Origin of the sequence: Amycolatopsis suaedae (assembly GCF_004214935.1) — a bacterium.
GTDB classification, from domain to species: domain Bacteria; phylum Actinomycetota; class Actinomycetes; order Mycobacteriales; family Pseudonocardiaceae; genus Amycolatopsis; species Amycolatopsis suaedae.
In genome coordinates, this window is sequence record NZ_SFCC01000012.1 from 47,571 (window position 1) to 69,915 (window position 22,345).

General features: G+C 72.6%; 25 protein-coding genes. 17 read left to right on the top strand and 8 right to left on the bottom strand.

From position 1 onward, the window contains the following. Positions 1-14: 14 nt before the first annotated feature. Entirely contained in the window at positions 15-1,379 is a 1,365-nt protein-coding gene (locus EWH70_RS23390) for a DUF2252 domain-containing protein (protein ID WP_130477649.1), read from the top strand. 205 nt (positions 1,380-1,584) lie between these two features. Here the strand turns inward: EWH70_RS23390 and EWH70_RS23395 are convergent, their stop codons facing one another. Continuing rightward, on the bottom strand, positions 1,585-3,207 hold the full coding sequence (locus tag EWH70_RS23395; RefSeq protein WP_130477650.1) for an ABC-F family ATP-binding cassette domain-containing protein: 1,623 nt from the start codon (positions 3,205-3,207) through the stop codon (positions 1,585-1,587). A 65-nt stretch (positions 3,208-3,272) separates the two neighbouring features. Here EWH70_RS23395 and EWH70_RS23400 point away from each other — a divergent pair, with 65 nt between their 5' ends. Next, positions 3,273-3,848 (top strand): phosphatase PAP2 family protein, encoded by a 576-nt coding sequence (locus EWH70_RS23400; protein ID WP_240687171.1) that lies wholly within the window; start codon positions 3,273-3,275, stop codon positions 3,846-3,848. On the opposite strand, the gene zapE is transcribed toward EWH70_RS23400, so the two are convergent. After that, a complete protein-coding gene (zapE, locus tag EWH70_RS23405) occupies positions 3,790-4,815 on the bottom strand; it encodes a cell division protein ZapE (RefSeq protein WP_130477651.1) in 1,026 nt (341 codons plus the stop codon). The two genes, EWH70_RS23400 and zapE, sit on opposite strands and share 59 nt — an antisense overlap. Before the next feature lie 64 nt (positions 4,816-4,879). On the opposite strand from zapE, the gene EWH70_RS23410 reads away from it, so the two are divergent. The 10 genes from EWH70_RS23410 to amaP all read left to right on the top strand — a co-directional run bounded on the left by EWH70_RS23410 (position 4,880) and on the right by amaP (position 9,351). Then, complete coding sequence (locus EWH70_RS23410) at positions 4,880-5,623, top strand: pyrimidine reductase family protein (protein WP_130477847.1); 744 nt, start codon at positions 4,880-4,882, stop codon at positions 5,621-5,623. Beyond that, positions 5,620-6,159 (top strand): RNA polymerase sigma factor, encoded by a 540-nt coding sequence (locus EWH70_RS23415; protein ID WP_130477652.1) that lies wholly within the window; start codon positions 5,620-5,622, stop codon positions 6,157-6,159. The genes EWH70_RS23410 and EWH70_RS23415 overlap by 4 nt, the downstream gene beginning before the upstream one ends. Then, entirely contained in the window at positions 6,156-6,584 is a 429-nt protein-coding gene (locus EWH70_RS23420; protein WP_130477653.1) for a nucleotidyl transferase family protein, read from the top strand. Before EWH70_RS23415 ends, EWH70_RS23420 begins: the two co-directional genes overlap by 4 nt. Positions 6,585-6,677: 93 nt before the next feature. Further along, positions 6,678-7,130, top strand: coding sequence for an Asp23/Gls24 family envelope stress response protein (locus tag EWH70_RS23425; RefSeq protein ID WP_130477654.1), 453 nt, complete (start codon positions 6,678-6,680; stop codon positions 7,128-7,130). Further along, positions 7,127-7,408: a hypothetical protein gene (locus EWH70_RS23430; RefSeq protein WP_240687172.1), complete on the top strand. Its 282-nt coding sequence runs from the start codon at positions 7,127-7,129 to the stop codon at positions 7,406-7,408. The genes EWH70_RS23425 and EWH70_RS23430 overlap by 4 nt, the downstream gene beginning before the upstream one ends. Next, positions 7,405-7,626 (top strand): hypothetical protein, encoded by a 222-nt coding sequence (locus EWH70_RS23435; RefSeq protein WP_130477656.1) that lies wholly within the window; start codon positions 7,405-7,407, stop codon positions 7,624-7,626. The genes EWH70_RS23430 and EWH70_RS23435 overlap by 4 nt, the downstream gene beginning before the upstream one ends. Before the next feature lie 26 nt (positions 7,627-7,652). Beyond that, positions 7,653-7,829, top strand: coding sequence for a hypothetical protein (locus tag EWH70_RS23440; RefSeq protein WP_130477657.1), 177 nt, complete (start codon positions 7,653-7,655; stop codon positions 7,827-7,829). Then, on the top strand, positions 7,826-8,197 hold the full coding sequence (locus EWH70_RS23445; RefSeq protein ID WP_240687173.1) for an Asp23/Gls24 family envelope stress response protein: 372 nt from the start codon (positions 7,826-7,828) through the stop codon (positions 8,195-8,197). The genes EWH70_RS23440 and EWH70_RS23445 overlap by 4 nt, the downstream gene beginning before the upstream one ends. Positions 8,198-8,215: 18 nt before the next feature. After that, complete coding sequence (locus tag EWH70_RS23450) at positions 8,216-8,752, top strand: DUF6286 domain-containing protein (RefSeq protein WP_130477658.1); 537 nt, start codon at positions 8,216-8,218, stop codon at positions 8,750-8,752. Further along, positions 8,749-9,351, top strand: a complete 603-nt coding sequence (gene amaP / locus EWH70_RS23455) for an alkaline shock response membrane anchor protein AmaP (protein WP_130477659.1) — start codon at positions 8,749-8,751, stop codon at positions 9,349-9,351. The genes EWH70_RS23450 and amaP overlap by 4 nt, the downstream gene beginning before the upstream one ends. A gap of 261 nt (positions 9,352-9,612) precedes the next feature. Here amaP and EWH70_RS23460 read toward each other — a convergent pair whose 3' ends face one another. Genes EWH70_RS23460 through EWH70_RS23475 form a run of 4 tightly spaced genes read right to left on the bottom strand, consistent with a single transcriptional unit; the run spans position 9,613 to position 14,814 of the window. Beyond that, a complete protein-coding gene (locus EWH70_RS23460; RefSeq protein WP_130477660.1) occupies positions 9,613-9,999 on the bottom strand; it encodes a response regulator in 387 nt (128 codons plus the stop codon). Continuing rightward, a complete protein-coding gene (locus EWH70_RS23465; protein WP_130477661.1) occupies positions 9,996-13,868 on the bottom strand; it encodes a HAMP domain-containing protein in 3,873 nt (1,290 codons plus the stop codon). Before EWH70_RS23465 ends, EWH70_RS23460 begins: the two co-directional genes overlap by 4 nt. Before the next feature lie 11 nt (positions 13,869-13,879). Further along, entirely contained in the window at positions 13,880-14,410 is a 531-nt protein-coding gene (locus EWH70_RS23470) for a histidine kinase (protein ID WP_130477662.1), read from the bottom strand. Further along, complete coding sequence (locus EWH70_RS23475; RefSeq protein ID WP_130477663.1) at positions 14,410-14,814, bottom strand: response regulator; 405 nt, start codon at positions 14,812-14,814, stop codon at positions 14,410-14,412. The genes EWH70_RS23470 and EWH70_RS23475 overlap by 1 nt, the downstream gene beginning before the upstream one ends. A gap of 66 nt (positions 14,815-14,880) precedes the next feature. On the opposite strand from EWH70_RS23475, the gene EWH70_RS23480 reads away from it, so the two are divergent. From EWH70_RS23480 to EWH70_RS23490, 3 genes are all read left to right on the top strand, one after another. After that, positions 14,881-15,960 (top strand): ATP-dependent DNA ligase, encoded by a 1,080-nt coding sequence (locus tag EWH70_RS23480; protein WP_130477664.1) that lies wholly within the window; start codon positions 14,881-14,883, stop codon positions 15,958-15,960. Between the two features lie 74 nt (positions 15,961-16,034). Beyond that, positions 16,035-17,606: an alpha/beta hydrolase gene (locus EWH70_RS23485; RefSeq protein ID WP_205669220.1), complete on the top strand. Its 1,572-nt coding sequence runs from the start codon at positions 16,035-16,037 to the stop codon at positions 17,604-17,606. Between the two features lie 19 nt (positions 17,607-17,625). After that, the gene (locus EWH70_RS23490) at positions 17,626-18,024 is read left to right on the top strand and encodes a hypothetical protein (RefSeq protein ID WP_130477665.1); all 399 of its coding nucleotides are present in this window, start codon (positions 17,626-17,628) and stop codon (positions 18,022-18,024) included. Positions 18,025-18,296: 272 nt separating this feature from the next. Here EWH70_RS23490 and ligD read toward each other — a convergent pair whose 3' ends face one another. Then, a complete protein-coding gene (gene ligD / locus EWH70_RS23495) occupies positions 18,297-19,316 on the bottom strand; it encodes a non-homologous end-joining DNA ligase (protein WP_130477666.1) in 1,020 nt (339 codons plus the stop codon). Next, a complete protein-coding gene (locus EWH70_RS23500) occupies positions 19,300-19,875 on the bottom strand; it encodes a GNAT family N-acetyltransferase (protein WP_240687174.1) in 576 nt (191 codons plus the stop codon). Before EWH70_RS23500 ends, ligD begins: the two co-directional genes overlap by 17 nt. 63 nt (positions 19,876-19,938) lie before the next feature. On the opposite strand from EWH70_RS23500, the gene EWH70_RS23505 reads away from it, so the two are divergent. Beyond that, positions 19,939-20,625 (top strand): TVP38/TMEM64 family protein, encoded by a 687-nt coding sequence (locus EWH70_RS23505; RefSeq protein ID WP_130477668.1) that lies wholly within the window; start codon positions 19,939-19,941, stop codon positions 20,623-20,625. 178 nt (positions 20,626-20,803) lie between these two features. Further along, a complete protein-coding gene (locus EWH70_RS23510) occupies positions 20,804-22,336 on the top strand; it encodes a serine/threonine-protein kinase (protein WP_240687175.1) in 1,533 nt (510 codons plus the stop codon). The last annotated feature ends 9 nt before the right edge of the window (positions 22,337-22,345 follow it).

Sequence of the window (22,345 nt, forward strand, 5' to 3'; positions counted from 1 at the left end):
TAAGACTCCCCGGCATGACCGAGGCCGCCAGTCACGACGCCAGTAGCCTGCGCAGGGTCACCGACCCGCGTGAGGTGCATGAACGAGGCAGGGCGCTGCGTGACGCCACCCCGCCGACGGCGCACGACCACGAGGCGGCCGGAGCCGGACGGCCGGCGGTGCTGGACTTCATCGAGGCCAGCAACGCCGGCCGGGTGCCGTCGCTGGTGCCGCTGCGGATGGGCCGCATGCTGGTCTCGCCGTTCGCGTTCTTCCGCGGCGCCGCCGGGCTGATGGCCGCCGACCTGGCCGACGCGCCGGCCAGCGGCCTGCTCGCGCAGATCTGCGGCGACGCGCACGCGGCCAACTTCGGGCTGTACGGCACGCCCGACGGCGAGATCGTCATGGACATCAACGACTTCGACGAGACCGTGCCCGGTCCGTGGGAGTGGGACCTCAAGCGGCTGGCTGCCAGCCTGGTACTGGCCGGGCGCGAGGGCGGGGTGTCCGAGGCGGGCTGCCTGGAGGCGGCCGAGGACGTGGTGAAGTCCTATCGCCGTACCGTGCGCACGCTGGCCGGGTTGCCGTTCCTGCAGTCGTGGAACGCGTTGCCCAACGCCGCCGCGCTGGGCAGGGTGAAGGCCGACGAGCTGATCGACGACTTCGAGCGGGCGGCGTCGAAGGCGCGTAAGAACACCAGCGCCAAGGTGGTGGCGAAGTGGACCCGCGACGGCCGGTTCGTCGAGGACCCGCCGGTGCTCAGCTACGTCGAACCGGCGGTGGCCGAGGCGGTCACCGAGGGCCTGGTGTCCTATGTGGACACGCTGCGGGAGTCGCGGCGCAACCTGATCACCCGCTACGGCGTCGCCGACGTCGCGTTCCGCGTGGTCGGGACGGGCAGCGTCGGGTTGCGCAGCTACGTGGCGCTGCTGCGCGGCAACGGCGACGAGTCGCTGGTGCTGCAGGTCAAGGAGGCGCGGCCGTCGTCGCTGGAGCCGCACCTGGCCGTGCCGCGGGCCGAGCACGAGGGCAAGCGGATCGTGCACGGCGCGCGGCTGGTGCAGGCCGAGACCGACATCCTGCTCGGCTGGACCACGATCGACGGCAGGGACTTCATCGTGCGGCAGTTCCGCAACATGAAGGGCGACATCGACCCGACCGCGCTGCGCGGCGACCACCTCGACGACTACGGCCGCCTGGCAGGCGCCCTGCTCGCCCGCGCACACGCCCGGTCGATCGACCCGCGCCTGCTGGCCGGGTACTTCGACGAGGACGAGGACATGGACGAGGCCGTCGGCCGGTACGCGGTGCGCTACGCCGACCAGACCGAGGCCGACCACGCCGAACTGGTCGCCGCCGTCCGCGCGGGCAAGATCGCCGCCGAGACCGAGGAGGATTGACCCGCGAGTCCCACCTTCGTGCACGCGAGTTCCACGCTCGTGCACGCGAGTTCCACCTTCGCGCCCGGGAGGCCTATGGGCGCGAAGGTGGAGTTCGCGTACCGGAGCGTGGAATTCGCGTACCGGACGGTGGAGTTCGCGTGCACGAAGGTGGAATCCGTCAGGGCCGGAGCGGCTTTAGCGTGCTAAAGCCGCTTCCCGGGGGTCAGCGGGCGCGGGCCACGCGACCCTCGGTCCAGACGGGCTCGTCGGTCTCGGTGACCGTGCCGTCAGCGGTGAACAGCAGGTAGCGGTCGAATGAGCGGGCGAACCAGCGGTCGTGCGTCACCGCGACCACGGTGCCGGTGAAGCCCTCCAGCGCCTCCTGCAGGGCCTCGGCCGAGACCAGGTCCAGGTTGTCGGTCGGCTCGTCGAGCAGCAGCAGGGTCGCCCCGCCCAGTTCCAGCAGCAGCACCTGGAACCTGGCCTGCTGCCCGCCGGACAGCGTCTCGAACCGCTGCTCACCGGCCCGCGCGAGGCCGTAGCGGCTGAGCGCGAACATCGCCGCCTCACGGTCCATTCCGGACCGCAGGCCCTCGCCGCAGCCGAGGATGCCGACCAGCGTGCGGCCCACCCACTCCGGGTGGTGGTGCGTCTGGGCGAACAGCCCGGGAACGACCCGGGCGCCCAGCCGGCACACGCCGGTGTGCGCGACGCCGTCGTCACCGCCCAGCAGCCGCAGGAAGTGGCTCTTGCCCGACCCGTTGGACCCCAGCACGCACACCCGGTCGCCGAAGAACACCTCGGTGTCGAACGGCTTCATCAGCCCGGTCAGCTCCAGCCGTTCGCAGGTGATGGCCCGCACGCCGGTCCGCCCGCCACGCAGCCGCGGCGCGAGCTTCTGCTGCCTGGGCGGCAACGGCGGCGCGCCCGCCTCCTCGAACTTGCGCAGCCGGGTCTGCGCCGCCCGGTAGCGCGAGGCCATGTCGTCGTTGTTGGCCGCCATCTGCCGCATCGTGCGGACCAGCTCGATCAGCTGCTGGTGCTTCTCGTCCCAGCGCCGCCGCAGCTCGGCCATCCGCTCCCAGCGGGCCGCCCGCGCCTGCGCCCAGTTGCCGAACCCGCCGCCGTGCACCCACGCCGTCCCGCCCTCGATGGTGACCACGTGGGTGGCCGCGGCGGCCAGCAGCTCACGGTCGTGGCTGACCAGCAGCACGGCCTTGCCGGTCTCGGCCAGCCTGCTCTCCAGCCACCGCTTGCCGGGGACGTCGAGGTAGTTGTCCGGCTCGTCCAGCAGCAGCACCTGCTCCCGGCCACGCAGCAGCGCCTCCAGCACCAGCCGTTTCTGCTCCCCGCCGGACAGCGTCCGCACCTCGCGGAACCGCGCCCGGTCGTACGGGACGCCCAGCGCCGCGACGGTCACCGTGTCCCACAGCACCTCGGCGGTGTACCCGCCCGCCTCACCCCACTCGGCCAGCGCCGCCGCGTACCGCAGCTGGGTCGGCTCGTCGTCGGTGTCCATCAGCGCCAGCTCGACGGCGTCCAGTTCCGCCGCTGCCGCCCGCAGCCGGGCCGGCGCGACCGCCAGCAGCAGGTCCCGCACGGTCCGCTCGTCCCGGACCGACCCGATGAACTGCGGCATGACGGCGAACCCGCCCTGGACGTGCACGCCACCGGCGGCCGGTTTCAGCTCCTCGCCGAGGATGCGCAGCAACGTCGTCTTGCCCGCGCCGTTGTCCCCGACGAGCGCGACCACCTGTTCGGCACCAACCCGGAACGTGACATCGGAGAACAGCGTCCGCCCGTCGCTCAGGCGGTATTCGAGCCCGGTCACCTCCAGATACCCCATGCCCGCATGCTCGCCCACCACCCGCCGCCGTGGCGAACGGTTTTCCGGCGGTTACCCTCCGCCGGGTGACGAGGTGGGTGGTGGTGGCCGCCGGCATGGCGGTGTTCCTGGCGTTCGGCATCGCGTTCACCGGCGACACCGGGCCGAGCGCGCTCGACACCGCGGTCGCCGCCCTGGTGCCGGAGTCGGTGACGCTGGCGTGGTGGCTGGCCGGGCCGACCGAGCCGTACGTGCTGCTACCGGTCCTCGGCCTGCTCGCGGGGTTCTGCCTGCTGCGCCGCGACTGGCCGGGGCTGGCGCTCACCCTGGCCGCGCCCGCGCTGACCGTGGCCGTCAACACCTGGCTGCTGAAACCGCTGTTCGGCCGCTACTACGGCGGCCACCTCGCCTATCCCAGCGGGCACACGGTGAGCCTGGTCGCCGTGCTGACCGTGCTCGCCCTGCTCACCGCGGGCCGGGCCCGCGCCGCCGTCGTGGTCACCGGCGTGCTGCTGACGGCCGGGGCGGGCGCGGGAATGATCCGGCTCGGCTTCCACTACGCCACCGACGTCGCGGGCGCGGCGGGGTTCGCCGTGGCGGCCGTCACCGCGCTGGCGGCGCTCCCGTGGCCGCGTCGCGGGCCAGCGCCGTCAGCCGGCTGACCGCACGCAGGTACTTCTTGCGGTACCCGCCGCGCAGCATCTCCGCGTCGAACAGGTCCGGCAGCGGCGCGCCGGAGGTGACCACCGGGATGGCCCGGTCGTAGAGCCGGTCGGCCAGTGCGACCAGCCGCAGCGCGACCGTCTGGTCCGGCGCGGGCTTCACCCCGCTCAGATGCACCGCGGTCACGCCGTCGACGAGCTTGCCGTACCGCGAGGGATGCAGGTTCGCCAGGTGCGCGCACAGCTCGGCGAAGTCGTCCACAGTGGACCCCGGCCGTGCCCGGGCGAGCGCGTGCAGCTCGTCGTCGGCGACGGGCGGCGGCGCGTCCGGCAGGCCGCGGTGCCGGTAGTCCGGCCCGTCGACCCGGACCACGTCGAACCGGGCGGACAGGGTCTGGATCTCGCGCAGGAAGTCCTCGGCCGCGAACCGGCCCTCGCCCAGCTTGTCCGGCAGCGTGTTCGACGTCGCCGCGACGAACACCCCGGCCTCGGTCAGCTCCCGCAGCAGGCGGTTGACCAGCATGGTGTCGCCGGGGTCGTCCAGCTCGAACTCGTCGATCGCCAGCAGCCGGTGACCGGCCAGCCGCCGCACCGCCTCGCCGAACCCGAGCACGCCGACCAGGTTGGTCAGCTCCACGAACGTGCCGTACGCCTTCGGGCCCGGGCAGGCGTGCCAGGTCGACGCCAGCAGGTGCGTCTTGCCGACGCCGAATCCCCCGTCCAGGTACAGCCCCGGCCTGCCGGTGCCGGCGCGGCGGCGGCCGAACAGCCCGCGCCTGCCCGTGCGCGCGGTGATCCGGGCGGCGAAGTCCGCGCAGGCCCGCACGGCGGCGGCCTGGCTGGGCTCGTCCGGGTTGGGCACGTAGGTGTCGAAGCGCACGACGTCGAACCGGGGCGGCGGCACCAGGTCCGCGATCAGCTCGTCCGCACCGAGTTCGGGCCGACGGTCGGCAAGCCTGGAAACCATGGGGTCAGCGTAACGAGCCCGATTCGCCGCGCCCGGCGGCCCGTGTTGGGATGAGCACGTGCGGATGCTCCTGCCCGAACCCGGTGACCTGAGCGACGAGGACCTCGAGCGCCTCTACGACTACCCGGCCGGCCTGGACCGGCCGTGGGTCCAGGCCAACTTCGTCTCCTCGGCCGACGGCGCGGTGACCGTCGACGACGTCTCGGAGGGCCTGTCCCACCCGGCGGACAAGCAGATCTTCATGCTCGGCCGCGACCTGGCCGACGTCGTGCTGGTCGGCGCGGGAACGGTGCTCGCCGAGGGTTACCGCGGCGTGCAGCCCAGCAGGCGGCGGGCCGAGCGCAGGCAACGGCTGGGCCTGGCCGAGCTGACGCCGATCGCCGTGGTCAGCGGCCGCTGCACGATCACCCCGGACCTGCCGCTGTTCACCGACACGCAGATCCCGCCGATCGTGTACACCACCGAGGGCGCCCCGGCCGCGCGGCGCGAGGCGCTGGCCGCGGCCGGAGCGGACGTCGTCATCGCGGGCGCGCTGACCGTCGAGCTCACCGAGGCGCTGGCCGACCTGGGCAGGCGCGGGCTGTGCCGGGTCAACTGCGAGGGCGGGCCGCACCTGTTCGGCGCGCTGGTGGCGGAGAACCTCGTCGACGAGCTGTGCCTCACCGTGGCGCCGCTGCTGGCCGGCGCGGGCGCGGGCCGCATCGTCGACGGCCACCTCTCCGACGCCCCCCGGGCGATGGAGCTGTCGTCGGTGCTGCACGAGGACGGCTTCCTGATGACGCGGTACCGCAGGCGCCGGGGCGGATGAACGCCCCGGCCGACGACGTGCTGCTGACCCGCGCGGCCGGCGGCGACCACGTCGCGTTCGACCAGCTGGTGCGCAGGCACACCGGGCGGATGTACCGGGTCGCGCTGCGCATCACCGGCGACAGCGCCGAGGCCGAGGACGTCGTCCAGGACGCCTGGATCGCCGCCTGGCGCGGGCTGTCCGGCTTCCGGCACGAGTCGGCGGTGTCGACCTGGCTGTACCGGGTGGTCACCAACAGCGCGCTGGCACATCTGCGGCGGCGCCGTCCGACGGTGTCGCTGGACGCCGCCTACGACGCCCCGGAGCGCAACTCCGACCCCGAGGGCAAGGCCATCCGCGGCGAGCAGGTCGCGGCGACCCTGCGGGCCATCGCGGACCTGGACGTGGCCCAGCGGGTCCCGCTGGTGCTGCGGGAACTGGAGGGGCTCAGTTACGAGGAGGTTGCCGAAGTGCTCGGCGTCGGCGTGCCCGCCTTGCGTTCCCGGCTGCACCGGGCGAGGGTGGCACTTCTGGCCAGACTCAAGGAAGTGCGATGAGCGACCCACGCCAGGATCCGCACTGGGAGCTGGTCCGCGCGGCGGCGCACCAGGTTGTGCGCACGCCGCCCGGGCTGGTGTCCCGGGTACTGCGGTCGGTGAACGGCCTGCGGGGACGCTTCGGCGACGAGCCCATCGAGATCCCGCAGGAGGGCGGGACGCTGCGGATCGGACGGCGCGCGCTGGTGCTGCTGACCCGCACGCACGGCGCCGACCTGGCCGCGCGGATCGGCGGCATCCACGTCTCGGCGGTGGATTTCGCCGAGGGCGCGCTGGACGTGCTGGTCACCCTGCGCTACGGCGTCACGGGCACCACGGCCACCGCCGAGCTGCGGACCCGGCTGCGTGCCGTGCTGACCGACGTCCTCGGCGTCGACCCGCCACCGGTCAACGTCCACATCGCCGATGTCCACCCGGCCCCGTAACTCACCCGTTCGGGGGACATTGCGGAAGAGCGGAACGGGTCGCGACATCGTAGAACCGTAAGCACCACCACTGAACCGAAGGGGAGAGACTTCATGCCGCAGAGCGAGTCCGGCGCCGCAGTGACCAAGTCGACCAAGGCGGCCGCGGCCCTCAACGAGGACGGCGCGGCCGGCAAGACCACCATTTCCTCCGCCGTGGTGCAGAAGGTCGCGGGGATCGCCGCACGGGAGGTGTCCGGCGTGTACGCGCTGGGCGGCGGGGTGTCCCGCGCGTTCGGCGCCATCAAGGAACGCATCCCCGGCTCCGGCACGGCGACCACGGCCGGTGTCTCGGTCGAGGTCGGCGAGAAACAGGCCGCCGTCGACCTCGACGTCGTCGTCGAGTACGGCGCCCGCATCGTCGACGTCGCGCGGGCGGTGCGGCGCAACGTGATCTCCACCGTCGAGCAGATCACCGGCCTCGAGGTGATCGAGGTGAACATCGCGGTCAACGACATCCACCTGCCCGAGGAGGACGAGGTGGAGGAGTCGTCGCGGGTCGAATGATGACACCGGACCTCACCGACGCCGTGGCCGGCGCGGTCCTCGCGCACCCGTCGGTGGCCCGGCTGGACGGCGGCCCGCTGGGCACCGTCGCCACGCACCTGCCGGGCCGCCGGGTCACCGGCGTGCGGACGACCGGCGAGGGCGTCGAGATCGCGGTCGTGCTGACACTGGACCGGCCGCTGGCCGAGGTGGGCCAGGAACTGCGGGCGCTGGTCCGCGACCTGGCCGGGCCGGTTCCGGTGGACGTCACGGTCACCGACGTGGTGGTCGCGGCGTGAACTCCGAGCAGCGGGCGTTCGTCCGCGCCCATCACCCCGACGTCGGCGGTGACCCGGCCGAGTTCATCGCCGGTCTGGCCCGGCTACGGGCGCAGGCCTCACCGCCGCGACCGGATCGCTTCGACGCGCCGGTCGTGTTCGTCCCCGCCCGGCGCGGGCTGAGCGGCGTTCTCCACCACCTCCGCGAGCGCAGGCGCCGCAAGCCCCGCGTGCAGTGACCGACCAGCAAAGGGAGCGAAAACCCATGAACGCAACCCAGACCGGCATCATCGCCGGGCTCGTGCTCGGCCTGGCCGCGAGCCAGAGCTTCACCGCCTTCCTCATCACCCTGGCCGTCGGCGTGATCGGCCTGGTGGTGGGCCGCGTGCTCGACGGCGAACTCGACCTCGGCGACGTGTTCGGCCGGGGCAGGGACCGGTGACGGCCGTCGACCTGCGCCCCTCGGAGACGCTGCCGGCCGCCGAGGACCGCGGCACGCTGCGGATCGACCAGAGCGTGGTGCGCAAGGTCGCCCAGCGCGCGGCCGACCAGGTGCCGGGGACCGCCCGGGTGGAGCGCAAGCTCGGCCTGGGCACCCACGGCGCGACCGCGCGGATCTCCGGTCACGACAACGACGTCGACATCGCCCTCGACGTCGCACTGCACTACCCCGCCGCCGTGCGCACGGTCGTCGGTGACCTGCGGGCGAAGGTCACCGAGGAGGTCGAGCACATCACCTCCTACCGGGTGCGCGCGCTGCGCGTCACGGTGTCGGCGCTGCTGCCCGACATCCCGCCCCGCGTGCGGTAGAGCCAGAAGGAGACTCTCGTGCGGATTCTCGTCCGTCTGCTGTCGGCGCTGCTCGGCCTCGCCGTCGCGGCGGCCGGTGCGCTGCTGGCCGTCGAGGTGGGCTGGCACTGGTGGCGTCCCGGTGACGCGCCGCTGCTGGTGCCCTGGCCGCAGTGGCGCGACCACCTGGCCGGGCTCGGCTGGGACTCCTACGCCGTGCGGCTGACCGCGGGCATCGTCGCCGGGGCGGGCCTGCTGGTGCTGCTGGCCGCCGCCGTCGCGCGGCGCAGGGCCATCCGGCTGACCGACCCGGCGACCGAGGTCAGCGTGTCCACCTCGCCCAGGGCGCTGGCGCGGCTGGTCGGCCGGACGGTGCGGGCACAGGACAACGTGACCGGCGCGACCGTCACCGCGACCGCCCGCAAGGTGCGGGTGCGGGCGACGAGCAGGCTGTCCACCGAGGCGGAGCTGCGGCCGCGGCTGCGGGAGACGGTGACCGACCTGCTGGCCGACGTCCCGCTGGTGCGCCAGCCCCGGGTCTCCGTCGTCGTCGACTCGCCGAAGGACCGCCGATGAGCCGCAAGTCCGTCTCCGCCAAGGCACTGGCCCGGTCCTACACCGCCGAGCGCACGCTGACCTCGGTGACCGGCGTGCTGGCCCTGCTCGCCGGCGCGCTGGTGCTGGTGATCGGGTTCGGCTGGCTGGGAACGTTCCGCGCCCAGCGGCCGGTGCTCGACCCGCTGGCCGTGCAGTGGCTGGGCCGCGAACCGGTGTGGGCCAAGGTGGCCGCGATCGCGCTCGGCGTGCTGCTGGTGGTGCTGGGGCTGTGGTGGTTCTTCCGCACGCTGCGCCCGGAGGGCAGGCCGGACCTGGAACTGGACCGCACGCCGGGCAGCGAGCTGACCGTCACGGCTGGCGCCATCGCCGACGCCGTGCGGGCCGACGCGGAGTCCGTCGACGGTGTCAGCAAGGCCCGCGCCCGCTGCGTCGGCGACGAGGAGCGCCCCGCGCTGCGGCTGGACCTGTCGCTGCGCGAGGGCGCGGACCTCAAACGCGTGTGGGAGGCCGTCGACACCCACGTGCTGACCCGGGCCCGCGAGTCGCTCGGCGTGGACACCCTGCCCACAGCGGTGCGGATCGAACTGGACGCCGCGGCCCGCCGCCGGGTGCGGTGAGCGCCCCGTTGTGGGGCCACCGGTGTGCGCGGGAGGTGGAGTTCGCGTGCGGGAGCGCAGAACTCGCGTGCACGACGGTGGGACTCGCGCATCCGTGCGGTGGGAGGGTGTCTCACCCGATGAACTCCACGCTCGTGCACGCGAACTCTGCCTTCCGGCGCGCGAACTCCACGGTCCCGCTCGCGCCACGGCACGTGAAGGCCACCTTCACCACGTCTGACGTAATGAAGGTGGCCTTCACGAGCTTTGAGGGGCCGGGCGTCAGGCGGCCCCGCCGATGCGGCGGATGGCGGCCAGGATCTCCGGGTTGGGCGTGCCCTTCACCAGGTATTCGGTGACACCGGCCGAGGTCATCTGCGCGATCGAGCCGGTGTCACCGTGTGCGGAGAACGCCAGCAGCCTCACCTCCGGCATCCGCCGCCGCAGTTCCCGCGCCACCCGTACTCCCCCGCCACCGGGCAGCCGCACGTCCAGCACGGCCACCGACGGCCGGTGCCGCTCGGCCAGCGAGATGGCCTCGTCGGCGTCGACGGCGACGCCCACCACCTCCAGGTCCGGTTCCGGCTCCAGCAGCGCGCACAGCGCGGCACCGATCACCGGGTGATCGTCGGCGATCAGCACCGTCCACTGCCGGCTCTGCTCGCTCATCTCCGCAACCACCGCTGCATGCAGCTCAACAGCTCACCCACGTCCACCGGCTTGGTGACGTAGTCGTTGGAACCGGCGGCCAGCGCCTTCTCCCGGTCACCTTCCATGGCCTTCGCCGTCACGGTGATGATCGGCAGGTCGGCGAACCGCGGCATGTCCCGGATCGCCGCCGTGGTGGCGTAGCCGTCCATCTCCGGCATCATCACGTCCATCAGGATCAGGTCGACGTCCTCGGTCTCCTGCAGCGTCTCGATCCCCCGGCGCCCGTTGGGCGCGTGCAGCACCGACACACCGTGCAACTCCAGCATGCCGCCGATGGCGAACACGTTGCGGGCGTCGTCGTCGATCAGCAGCACCTTGCTGCCCTCCAGCCGGTAACCGTCGGCGACCGGCGACAGGACCGGCACCCGCGGCTGCGCCGGTTCCAGTTCGCTGCCGTCGATCCGGGCCACCGGCAGGTACAGCGTGAACGTGCTCCCGTGCCCCAGCGCGCTCTCCGAGTGGATCTCCCCGCCGAGCAGGTAGGCGACCTCGCGGCAGATCGACAGCCCCAGCCCGGTACCGCCGTACTTGCGGCTGGTCGTGCCGTCGGCCTGCTGGAACGCGCCGAATATCGAGTCGAGGTTCTCCTCGGCGATCCCGATGCCGGTGTCGATCACCGAGAACGCCACCAGCGGCTCGTGCCCGCCCGCCGCGGGCGAGATCATGCTGTTGACCAGGCGCACGTCCAGCCGGACGCTGCCGTTCTCGGTGAACTTCACCGCGTTGGACAGCAGGTTGCGCAGCACCTGCCGCAGCCGCTGCTCGTCGGTGTAGAGCTGCTCGGGGACGTTGGCCTCGACCGAGACGCTGAACTCCAGTCCTTTCTCGACGGTCAGCGGACGGAACGTCGTGCGCACGTACTCCAGCAACTGCCGCAGCGGGAACGACTCCCGCTGGATCTCCATCTTCCCCGCCTCCACTTTGGACAGGTCGAGGATGTCGTTGATCAGCTGCAGCAGGTCCGTTCCGGCGGACTCGATAACCTTGGCGAACTCCACCTGCTTGTCGGTCAGGTTGCGCGTGGAGTTCTGCGCCAGCACCCCGGCCAGGATCAGCAGGCTGGTCAGCGGTGTGCGTAGCTCGTGGGACATGTTGGCGAGGAACTCGGACTTGTACTTCGACGCCAGCGCGACCTGCCGGGCGCGTTCCTGCAGCTCGGTCTGCTGTGCCTGCAGCTCGGCCGCGAGCCGCTGCGACTCGTCGAGCAGCGCGTCGGTACGCGCGTTGGCGATGATCGTGTTCACGTTGACGCCGATGGTCTCCATGACCTGTTCCAGGAACTCCCGCTGCACCGCGGTGAACCGGGAGAACGACGCCAGTTCGATGACACCGAGCACCCGGTCCTCGAACACCACCGACAGCACGATCAGGTTCGCCGGCGCCGCCGCGCCCAGGCTGGACGAGATCCGCACGTAGTCCGGCGGCGTCTGCTCCACGACGATCGGCCGCCGCGTCTGCGCGACCTGACCGACCAGCGCCTGCCCGAGCGCGAACTCCCTGGGCTGCTCGCCGTCGTCGTAGTGGCCGTAGCGGGCGATCTGCCGCAGCCGGGGCGCGCCGTCGCCGCTGTCCAGCAGGTAGAACGTGCCGTACTGCGCGCCGACCAGCGGCGTCAGCTCGTCCACGATCAGCGCGGCCACCGCACGCAGGTCCCGGTGCCCCTGCATCAGGCCGGACACCCGCGCCAGGTTCTTGTTGAGCCAGTCCTGCTCCCGGTTGGCCCGCGTGGTCTCGCGCAGCGACCGGACCATCGCGTTGATGTTGTCCTTCAGCTCGGCGACCTCGCCCTGCGCCTCGACCGAGATCGACCGGGTCAGGTCGCCGGTGGCGACGGCACTGGTCACCTCGGCGATGGCCCGCACCTGACGGGTTAGGTTGCCCGCCAGCTCGTTGACGTTCTCGGTCAGCCGCTTCCAGGTACCCGACACGCCCTCGACCTCGGCCTGGCCGCCCAGCCTGCCCTCGCTGCCCACCTCGCGGGCCACGCGGGTCACCTCGGCGGCGAACGAGGACAGCGTGTCCACCATGGTGTTGATCGTGGTCTTGAGTTCCAGGATCTCGCCGCTGGCGTCGACGTCGATCTTCTTCGACAGGTCGCCCCGCGCCACCGCGGTGGTCACCTGCGCGATGTTGCGCACCTGGCTGGTCAGGTTGTTGGCCATCGAGTTGACGCTGTCGGTCAGGTTCTTCCAGGTGCCCGCGACGTTGGGCACCCTGGCCTGCCCGCCGAGGATGCCGTCGCTGCCGACCTCGCGGGCCACCCGCGTCACCTCGGCGGCGAACGCCGACAGCGTGTCCACCATCGTGTTGATGGTCTGCGCCAGCGCGGCGACCTCGCCCTTGGCCTCGACGGTGATCTTCTGCGACAGGTCGCCGCGGGCCACGGCCGTGGCGACGCTGGCGATGGAGCGGACCTGGTCGGTCAGGTTGTCGGCCATCACGTTCACCGACTCCGTCAGGTTCTTCCAGGTACCCGACACACCCTTCACATCAGCCTGACCACCCAGCCGGCCCTCCGTACCGACCTCCCGCGCCACCCGCGTCACCTCGTCCGCGAACGACGACAACTGGCCGACCATGGTGTTGATCGTGTCCTTCAGCTCCAGGATCTCCCCGCGAGCGTCCACCCGGATCTTCTGCGACAGGTCGCCCTTGGCCACCGCCGTGGTCACCTGGGCGATCGAGCGGACCTGGTCGGTCAGGTTGTCGGCCATCACGTTCACCGACTCCGTCAGGTTCTTCCAGGTACCCGACACACCCTTCACATCAGCCTGACCACCCAGCCGGCCCTCCGTACCGACCTCCCGCGCCACCCGCGTCACCTCGTCCGCGAACGACGACAACTGGTCCACCATGGTGTTGATCGTGTCCTTCAGCTCCAGGACCTCGCCGCGGGCGTTGACCCGGATCTTCTGGGTGAGGTCGCCGGTGGCCACCGCGGTGGCGACCTGGGCGATGGAGCGCACCTGCGCGGTGAGGTTGCCCGCCATGAAGTTCACCGAGTCGGTCAGGTCCCGCCAGGTGCCGCCGACGCCGGGCACCCTGGCCTGCCCGCCGAGGATGCCCTCGGTGCCGACCTCGCGGGCCACCCGCGTCACCTCGTCGGCGAACGACGAGAGCTGGTCGACCATGGTGTTGATGGTGTTCTTCAGCTCCAGGATCTCGCCGCGGGCGTCGACGCTGATCTTCTGCGACAGGTCGCCCTTGGCCACCGCCGTGGTCACCTCGGCGATCGAGCGCACCTGGTCGGTCAGGTTGCCCGCCATGAAGTTCACCGAGTCGGTGAGGTCGCGCCAGGTGCCGGACACGCCCTTGACGTCGGCCTGACCGCCCAGCCTGCCCTCACCGCCGACCTCGCGCGCCACCCGCGTCACCTCGGCCGCGAACGACGAGAGCTGGTCGACCATCGTGTTGATGGTGTCCTTCAGCTCCAGCATCTCGCCCTTGACGTCCACGGTGATCTTCTGCGACAGGTCGCCCCTGGCCACCGCGGTGGCGACCTCGGCGATGTCGCGCACCTGGCCGGTCAGGTTGCCCGCCATCGCGTTCACCGAGTCGGTCAGGTCCTTCCAGGTGCCCGACACCGCGGGCACGGCCGCCTGGCCGCCGAGCTTGCCCTCGGTCCCGACCTCGCGGGCCACCCGGGTCACCTCGGAGGTGAACAGCGCGAGCTGGTCGACCATGCCGTTGAAGACCCCGGCCATCTCGTCCATCAACGGGTCGCCCGACCCGGGCAGCCGCGTGCTGAAATCGCCGTCGCGTACCGCCTTCAAGCCTTCCAGCAGTTGTTGAAGCCCCGCGTCTTTCACTGCAGCCGATCCACCCATGAGGTTCTCCTTCAGCCGGGTGTCGGAACCCAGAAGTCGACCGTTACGCCGTCGCGGCACCAGCCGTCGACGGCCGCCACCCGGGCCGCCGCGAGACCGGCGCCCGCCGGGTCGCCACCACGCACCCGAGTCAGCAGGCCGCCCTCGTGCGGCGTCAACCGGATCTCGGCCGCGGGCAGCAGGCACTGCACCGCGCGGAAGACGGCCAGCGCCACGTCACCGGCCGGTTCGGGCGGGTCCTGCGCGGTCAGCTCGCACTCCGGCGCTACCGCGGCGACGTGCTCGCGCAGTGCCGCCACCAGGCCGTCGTCCAGCGCGGGCGGGCGCAGCCGGGCGATCACCTCGCGCAGCACGTCCAGTGCCCGCGCCGCGGCGGCGGTCACCGTGTCGGCCTCGCCGCGGTGCGGGTCGGGCAGCCTGGCCGCGAGCAGCTGGGTCCGCATGGCCAGTGCGACGAGGTCCTGCACCGGGCGGTCGTGCAGCAGGCCGGCCAGCCACCGGTACTCCGCCTCCACCGGGTCACGGGCCGGTTCGACGGTCATCAGGCCACCCCCGGGTCGACCACCACCCGGCCGGCCGCGGCCTCCCGTACCCCGCTGACCAGCCCGCCCAGCGCACCGGCCTTGAGCAGGACGCCCGCGCCGCCGAGGCGGACCACCCGGTCGGCCAGTGCCGACGTCGCGTCGCCGGTCAGCAGCAGCACCCGGGCACGCGGCGCGGCCGCCAGGAACCGGCTGATGGCCTCGACGCCGTCGCCGTCGGGCAGCCTGCGGTCCAGCAGGACGACGGCGGGCAGCTCCTCGGCCGCGACCCGCACCCCGTCGCCCACCGAGGTGACGGTCGCGACCAGCTCGACGTCGGGGACCTCGGCGAACGCCGACGCCAGCGCGTCCGCGACCATGTCGTGGTCTTCGACGAGCAGTACCCGGACCGGGCCGGTGGGCATGGGCGTCTCCGGGGTCGCTCGGGGTGTCGGGCTCACCCATTGTGGCCCGCCGGAGACAATGAGGCCATGACGCTCCCGCTGTCGCCGCCGGTCAAGCCGATGCTGGCCAAGCCCGCGAAGGCCATTCCCGACTCGGGCAGGCTGCTGTTCGAGCCCAAATGGGACGGTTTCCGCTGCCTGGTGTTCCGCGACGGCGACGAGCTGACCCTGCAGTCGCGGACCGGCAAGCCGCTCAATCGTTACTTTCCCGAGCTGCTGGCCGCCCTGTCCGGAGTGCTGCCCGAGCAGGTGGTGCTCGACGGCGAGCTGGTCATCGGCAGGGGCGGCAAGCTGGACTTCGACGCGCTGACCGAGCGGATCCACCCGGCGGACAGCCGGGTGCGGCTGCTCGCCGAGCAGACGCCGGCCAGCTTCGTCGCGTTCGACCTGCTCGCCCTCGGCGCGGAGTCCTTTGTGGAGGAACCGACCGGGACGCGGCGGGAACGGCTGGAGCGGCTGGCCGCGGACACCGGGCTGTACATCACCCCCGCCACGACCGACCCGGACACCGCGCGGCACTGGTTCACCCTGTTCGAGGGCGCCGGGCTGGACGGCGTCATCGGCAAGCCGCTGGACGCGGGCTACGAGCCGGGCAAGCGGCTGATGTTCAAGTACAAGCACTCGCGGACCGCCGACTGCGTGCTGGCCGGGCTGCGCTGGCACGTCGACGGGGAACCCGGCGAGATGGTCGGGTCGTTCCTGCTCGGCCTGCACGACGAGGCCGGGGTGCTGCACCACGTCGGCGTCGTCGGGTCGTTCCCGGTGGCCCGGCGCAGGGAGCTGGCGGCCGAGCTGGCGCCGTTGATCACCGACGGCCCGCACCCGTGGCTGGGCGAGGCCACCGTCGAGCGGCAGCGGCTGCCCGGCGGGATCAACCGGTGGCGCTCGGCCGAGCAGCCGTGGGTGCCGTTGCGGCCCGAGCGGGTGGTGGAGGTCGGCTACGAGCACACCGAGGGCGGCACGCCGAGCCGGTTCCGGCACACGGCCCAGTTCGTCCGCTGGCGGCCCGACCGGGACCCGTCCTCGTGCGACTACGCCCAGCTGGAGGAACCCGCGCGGTACGACCTGGACGCGGTGTTCCGCGGCGAGGCCGTCCGCACCCGGTGAGGCGTTCACCGGAGCCACACCCGTGGCGTGCAATTCTTGGCGGGTAGGTCGGTGGCAGAAGGTAGGTCTGTGTAGTGGCGCGGCGTGGTACCGCCCGGTGGTCCCGGGCGCCGAAACTCGTGCTCGCCACGCTCGTCCCGGCGATCCTGGCCGGGTGCACGGTCGGGCCGTCGACCCGTCCGCCGGTGGTGGAGAAGGACGGGCCCCCGCCGCAGGTGAAGCCGTCGGCGCCGCCGCCCGCGCCGCTTCCCGAGCTGGTCGAGCCCACCGATCCGCGGGTGTCCTGGAGCCCCTGTGACCCCGACCTGCTGACCCGCATGGAGCCGCCCGCCGTGCCCGCGGGCATGCAGCTGTCCTGCGGCCGCGTCACCACCACGCTCGACTCGCCCGAGCAGCCCGGCCGCGGCGTGGCCAGGGTGTCGGTGCTCAAGGCCGGCACCGGGCCGATCCCGCTGGTCGTGGTCAACGACATCGACAGCGAGCCCGGCACGCTCTACGCCGCCCGGCTGGCCGCGGCGCTGCCGCCCGAGCTGCTGCAGCGGTTCTCCCTGGTCGGCGTCGACCGGCGGGGCAGCGGGCAGTCCGACCCGATCAACTGCATCCCGCACGACGTACGCATGCAGCTGATCGGGTTCGATCCGGGTGCCGAGTCGGTCGAACCGCTGGTGGACAGCGCGCGGCGGGCGGGCCAGCAGTGTGCCGTCACCGAGGAGAACGACCTCGTCGCCTACGACAGCTGGCGCGCCGCGGGGGACCTGGAGGAGATCCGCGAGCAGCTCGGCGTCCCGCACCTGCACGCGCTGGCCAGGGGCGAGGGCACGCGGGTGCTGGCCACCTACGCGGCGCGCTTCACCGACCGGGTGGGCCGGTTCGTCTACGACGGCGCGCCCGACCCGTCCACCGACGTCGCCACCGCCCTGGAGGGTGCCGCGACCGGGGCGAAGGCCGCGCTGGACGCGTTCGGCGCGGACTGCGCCGCCCGCGGCTGCCCGCTCGGCGCCGACGCGGCGGGGGCGGTCGGCGGGCTGCTGGAGACGTTGCGCGGGGCGCCGCTGGTGACCTCGGACGGCACGATCCTGGGGCCGGGGCTGGCGATGTACGCGGTGACCAGCGGCCTGGCGCAGCGGGCCCGGTGGACCGAGCTGGGCAACGCGCTGGTGGCCGCCCGGTCCGGCGACGGCGGTCCGCTGGCGGCGTTCGCGCTGCCGCTGACGTCGGACACGCACGGCAGGCGGTCGCGGCTGGACAGCTGGGTGGCGACGAAGTGCAACGACTCGATGGCCCGGCTCTCGCCCACCCAGATCGACGACATGGTGCGGGCCCTGCGGGCTCGGCAGCCACTGTTCGCCGGGTTCGCCGCGCAGCAGCTGGCCTGGTGCAGCCCGTGGCCGGTACGCCGCGACCCGCTGCCGCCTGCCACCGTGCCGGGCCTGCCGCCGATGCTGCTGGCCAGCACGGCCGCCGACCCCATGACGCCGGAGCAGGGCACCGTCCGCGCGGCCGACCAGATGCCCACCGCGGTGCGGGTGTCCTGGCTGGGCGCCGGCCACGGCGCGGTGGCCGCGTCGCCGTGCGTGGCCGAGACCGTGCGGGCGTTCCTGATGGACGGCAAGGTGCCCAGCGAGAACACCCTCTGCCCCGCCTGAGGCTGGGACACTGGACGGCGTGGACGGCCTTGACGACGCTCGCCGGCACCCGTGGGAGGACTGGCCACCGGTGGACCGGCCAGGCCCCGTCGTGCGGGGCGTCGTCTCGCTCGCCGGGCGCACGCTGACGCTGTACGACAGCGAGTGCCAGCTGATCAGCCTGGAGCTGTGGTCGACGATGCTGGTCCTGAACCTCACCCTGCCGGTCAGGTCGCTGCGGGAGCACCGGCAGCCGTGGACGGCGTGGGACGACCAGGGCACCCAGTACGCGGGCGGCGCGAACGCGGGCGCCGGCTCGCCCGAGCTGTTCGTGGCCAGGGTGACCTTCTCCCCCGGCCCGCCCGCCGGGGCCCGCCGGATCACGCTGGCCGTCGAGGGTCGCACGCTGGCGGTCGACCTGCCCGGCCCAGGCTCGTGAAGGCCACCTTCATTACGTGTGACGTGGTGATGGTGGCCTTCACGTGCTCTGGTGCTCGGTGGGTTGTCTCGTTCGTGGTGGCTGGTGGGGTGGTTGTGGCGTGCGAGGCTGGTGGGGCGGGTGTGCCGGGGTGAGGGCGGATGTGGTGGCGTCTGATGCCGTGAAGGGGGCCCTCACGGCAACCGCCCACGACTCCCGACTTTGCCGGGCCCTGACGTCAGACGTGGTGAAGGTGGCCTTCACGTGCTTTGCGGCACCACTCGCGGCCCAGGTCAGGTGTCGGAGCGGGCGCGGCTGGGCTGCACCCGCTTGGGCTCGCCGGGCATCTTGGGGTAGTCCGGCGGGTAGGGCATCTCGCCCAGGCCGTAGTCGCGCTCGTCGCGGGCGTACCAGTCCAGCAGCGTCTCCAGGCCGAACGCCGTGTCGTCCATGGCCGCGTGGGCGTCGCCGTGCTCGGCCAGCCAGCCCGGCACGGTGAACACGTCGAAGTCGTCCGCGTCGACCTCGCCGAGCTGGTCCCAGGTCAGCGGCGTCGACACGGTGGCCCTGGGCGTCCCGCGCACCGACCAGCTCGACGCCACGGTCCGGTCCCGCGCGGCCTGGTTGTAGTCGAGGAACACCCGGCCGCCGCGTTCCTCCTTCCACCAGGCGATGGTGGCCAGCTCCGGGATCCGCCGCTCCACCTCGCGGCCCAGCGCGATCACCGCGTGCCGGACGTCGATGAAGTCCCACTCCGGCCGGATCCGGACCAGCACGTGCACGCCGCGGCCGCCGGAGGTCTTCGGGTAGCCGGCCAGGCCCGCGTCGTCGAGCACCTCCCGCACGGTCTGCGCCACCCGCACTGCGTCCGCGAACCCGGCGGCCTCCGGCGGGTCGACGTCGATGCGCAGCTCGTCCGGCCGGTCGACCTCGGGCCTGCGCACCGGCCACGGGTGGAAGTCGAACGTGCCCAGGTTGGCCGCCCAGGCGAACACCGCGGGCTCGGTCGGGCACACCTCGTCGGCGGTGCGCCCGGACGGGAACGTGATCCGCGCGGTCTGCACCCAGTCGGGCGCCCCCTTGGGCAGGCGCTTGGCGTAGAACACCTCCCCGGTGACACCGTCGGGAAACCGCTTCAGCGTGGTCGGCCGCTCGCCGATGGCCCGCAGCAGCGGCTCCCCCACCGCGATGTAGTACTCCACGACCTGGCGCTTGGTGATGCCGCGCTCGGGAAAGTACACCTTGTCCGGGCTGGACACCCGCACCGTCCGCTCGCCGACCTGGTACTCGACTGGATCACCGTGTTTGGGCACGGGCCCACCGTAGCCGCGAATCGGTCGCCAGCACGGACATATCGATCGCGTCGACCCACTCGCCGTCCCAGTACAGCGCGTGCCGGCGCACGCCCTCCTGCCGGAAGCCGCACTTGCGGTAGACGTGCGCGGCGCGCGGGTTGAACGCGAAGACCTCCAGCGCGATCCGGTGCAGCCCGACCACGTCGAACCCGAAGTCCAGCACCAGCCGCGTGGCCTCGGTGCCGTACCCCCGGCCCAGCTGGCGGCTGGACAACGCGATCCGGAAACTCATCGACTGGTTCGGCACGTCGAGGTCCTGCAGGACCACCTCGCCGACGTAACCGCCGTCGGTACCGCGTCGCACGGCCCAGCCGGCGCGATCCGGCCGCGACGGCAGCTCCGCCAGGTGCCCACGCACCTGGTCGGGGGTGAACGTGGGGTGCGTCCCGGTCAGCCTGCGCACCTCCGGTTCGGCGACGAGTGCCGCGGTCTCGCCGAGCCAGCGTTCGTCCAGCGGCGTGAGCAGGACGTCCTGCCCCACCAGCTCCGGTGTGTCGACGAGAACGGACGGATTCACGGCGGAAGGCAACCACAACCCGCCCGGCGGCGTCATCCGGTTACCGCCGTACCGTGGAGACCCATGTCCAGCCGGACCAAACTGTTCGCGGCACTCACGCTGCTGGCCGCCCTCGTGGCGGCCGCTTTCGTCCTGCCCATCCCCGGTCCGGCCGACCTGCGCGCCTGGGCCACCGGCGCGGGCCCCGCCGCGCCGGTGCTGTTCCTGCTCGCCTACTCGACGCTCACCGTGGCGCCGGTGCCACGCACCGCGTTCAACCTCGCCGCCGGGCTCCTGCTGGGCAACCTGGTCGGCATCGGCATCGCCCTGGTGGCGACCGCGGTGTCGGCCGCACTCGGGTTCGGGCTGGCCCGGCTGCTCGGCAGGGACCTCGTCGAGCGCAATCTGCACCGGACGTCGCTGCGCACCGTCAACGACCATCTCGCCGGTGGTGGTCTGCTCGCGGTGGCGTCGCTGCGGCTGATTCCTGTCGTGCCGTTCGCGCCGCTGAGCTGGTGTTGCGGAGCGTTGTCGGTCCGCTTCACGCCGTACCTGGCGGGTTCCGCGCTGGGCAGCGTGCCCGGAACGGTCGCCGTGGTCACACTCGGCGACGCCCTCACCGGGACCACACCACCGGCATTGTTGGCTTGCTACGGGGCATTCGCGCTTCTCGGCGCCGCCGGCCTGTGGCGAGTCGTCCGTCACACCAAGCGGAAACCCATGCACCACAACGATTCCACGGAAGACGACGTGGAGTACGTGGTGTCATGACCTCCGTCGTCGCGGCGACCGGTACACTCGGCGAGTGCGCTGAGCCGTCGCTCGCGTACGGCGAACCCAGCCAGTTTTGCCACCAATGCCGGACGTTCTCCAAGGAGTAGGCGCCATCGATACCGGTCAGTTGATCGCAGGGCACTACCGCCTGGTCGAGCACATCGGCAGCGGTGCCATGGGGATCGTATGGCGCGCTGTCGACGAGCGGCTGGAGCGGACGGTCGCCGTCAAGCAGATCCTCCCGCAGCCCGGCCTGTCCGAGGCCGAACGGGAGAACTCCCGCCAGCGGGCGATGCGGGAAGCACGCAACGCCGCCAAGTTCCAGCATCCGAACGCCATCGTCGTGTTCGACATCGCCGAGCACGAGGGCGAACCCTGCCTGGTGATGGAGTACCTGCCCTCGCGCAGTCTCGCCGCCGTCCTCGCCGAGCAGATCACGCTGCCGCTACCCCAGGTGGCGCGCATCGGCGAGCAGGTGGCCTCGGCGCTGGTGGCCGCGCACCGGGCGGGCATCGTGCACCGCGACATCAAGCCGGGCAACATCCTGCTCGACAACGAGACCGGCACCACCAAGATCGTCGACTTCGGCATCTCGCGGGCGGCGGGTGACCTGACGCTCACCGCGACCGGCCTCATCGGCGGCACCCCCGCCTACCTGGCGCCGGAGCTGGCCAGGGGCGCCGACCCGGCACCCAGCTCGGACGTCTTCGCCCTGGGCGCCACGCTCTACCAGGCACTGGAGGGCCAGGCCCCGTACGGCAACTCGACCAACCAGCTGGCCCTGCTGTACAAGGCCGCCAACGGCAAGATCGAGCCGCCCCGCAAGTCCGGCGCCGCGACCGACCTGCTGATGAGCCTGCTCAGAGTCGAGCCGGACGAGCGGCCGACCATGCTCGAAACCCGCGAGCGGTTCGCGGCCCTCGCCTCCGGCGATCGCGTCACCCCCGCCGCCGCGGGCCCGGCCACCCTGGTCGGCCCGCCGCTGAGCGGACCTGTCGGCGGACGCCAGCCCGCCACCCCGGCCTCCGGTGCTCCGGTGGCGCCGTGGAAGCGCTCCACCAACGGTGCCGCCCCCGCCACCACCCAGGCTCCGGCCGCTCCCCCACCGTCCGCCGCCGCACCCGTCCGGCCGGCCGCGCCGCCGACGAAGTCCGCGAACGGCAAGCGGAACGGGATCCTCGCCGGCGCCGGTGTCGCCGCCGTGGCCGTCATCGCCCTGGTGGTCTACCTCGTGCTGTCCTCCGGCAACGACGGCGAGAAGCAGCCGCCTCAGGCCGGCGGCGCCGGCAACTCCCCCGCACCCGCGACGTCCCAGCCCCAGGTGCCGCCCGCCTCCAGCTCGCAGTCCCCGGCGTACCAGGTCGGCCAGACGCCGTCGGAGGGCCCGGTCAACGGCGCCGTCGCCCTGGTGGACGGCTTCCTCCGGGGGCTCACCGAAGGCCCGTCAGGTTGGGACAAGCTCACCCCCGCGGTGCAGAAACTCTTCGGCAGCCAGGCCGACTACAACGCGTTCTGGGCGGGCAAGCTCCCGGGCTACAACTCCATCAAGAACCCCGCCAACGCGGGCGACGGATCCCAGAACGTCCCGGTGAACGTCGACATGGGCAACGGCCCCCAGCCACAGACCATCCGGGTGGTCAACGTCGGCGGCCGGGTCCTCATCGACACCGACATCCGCTTCGGCCGGTCGTCCGCGCCACAGCAGTAACCGGGCGTG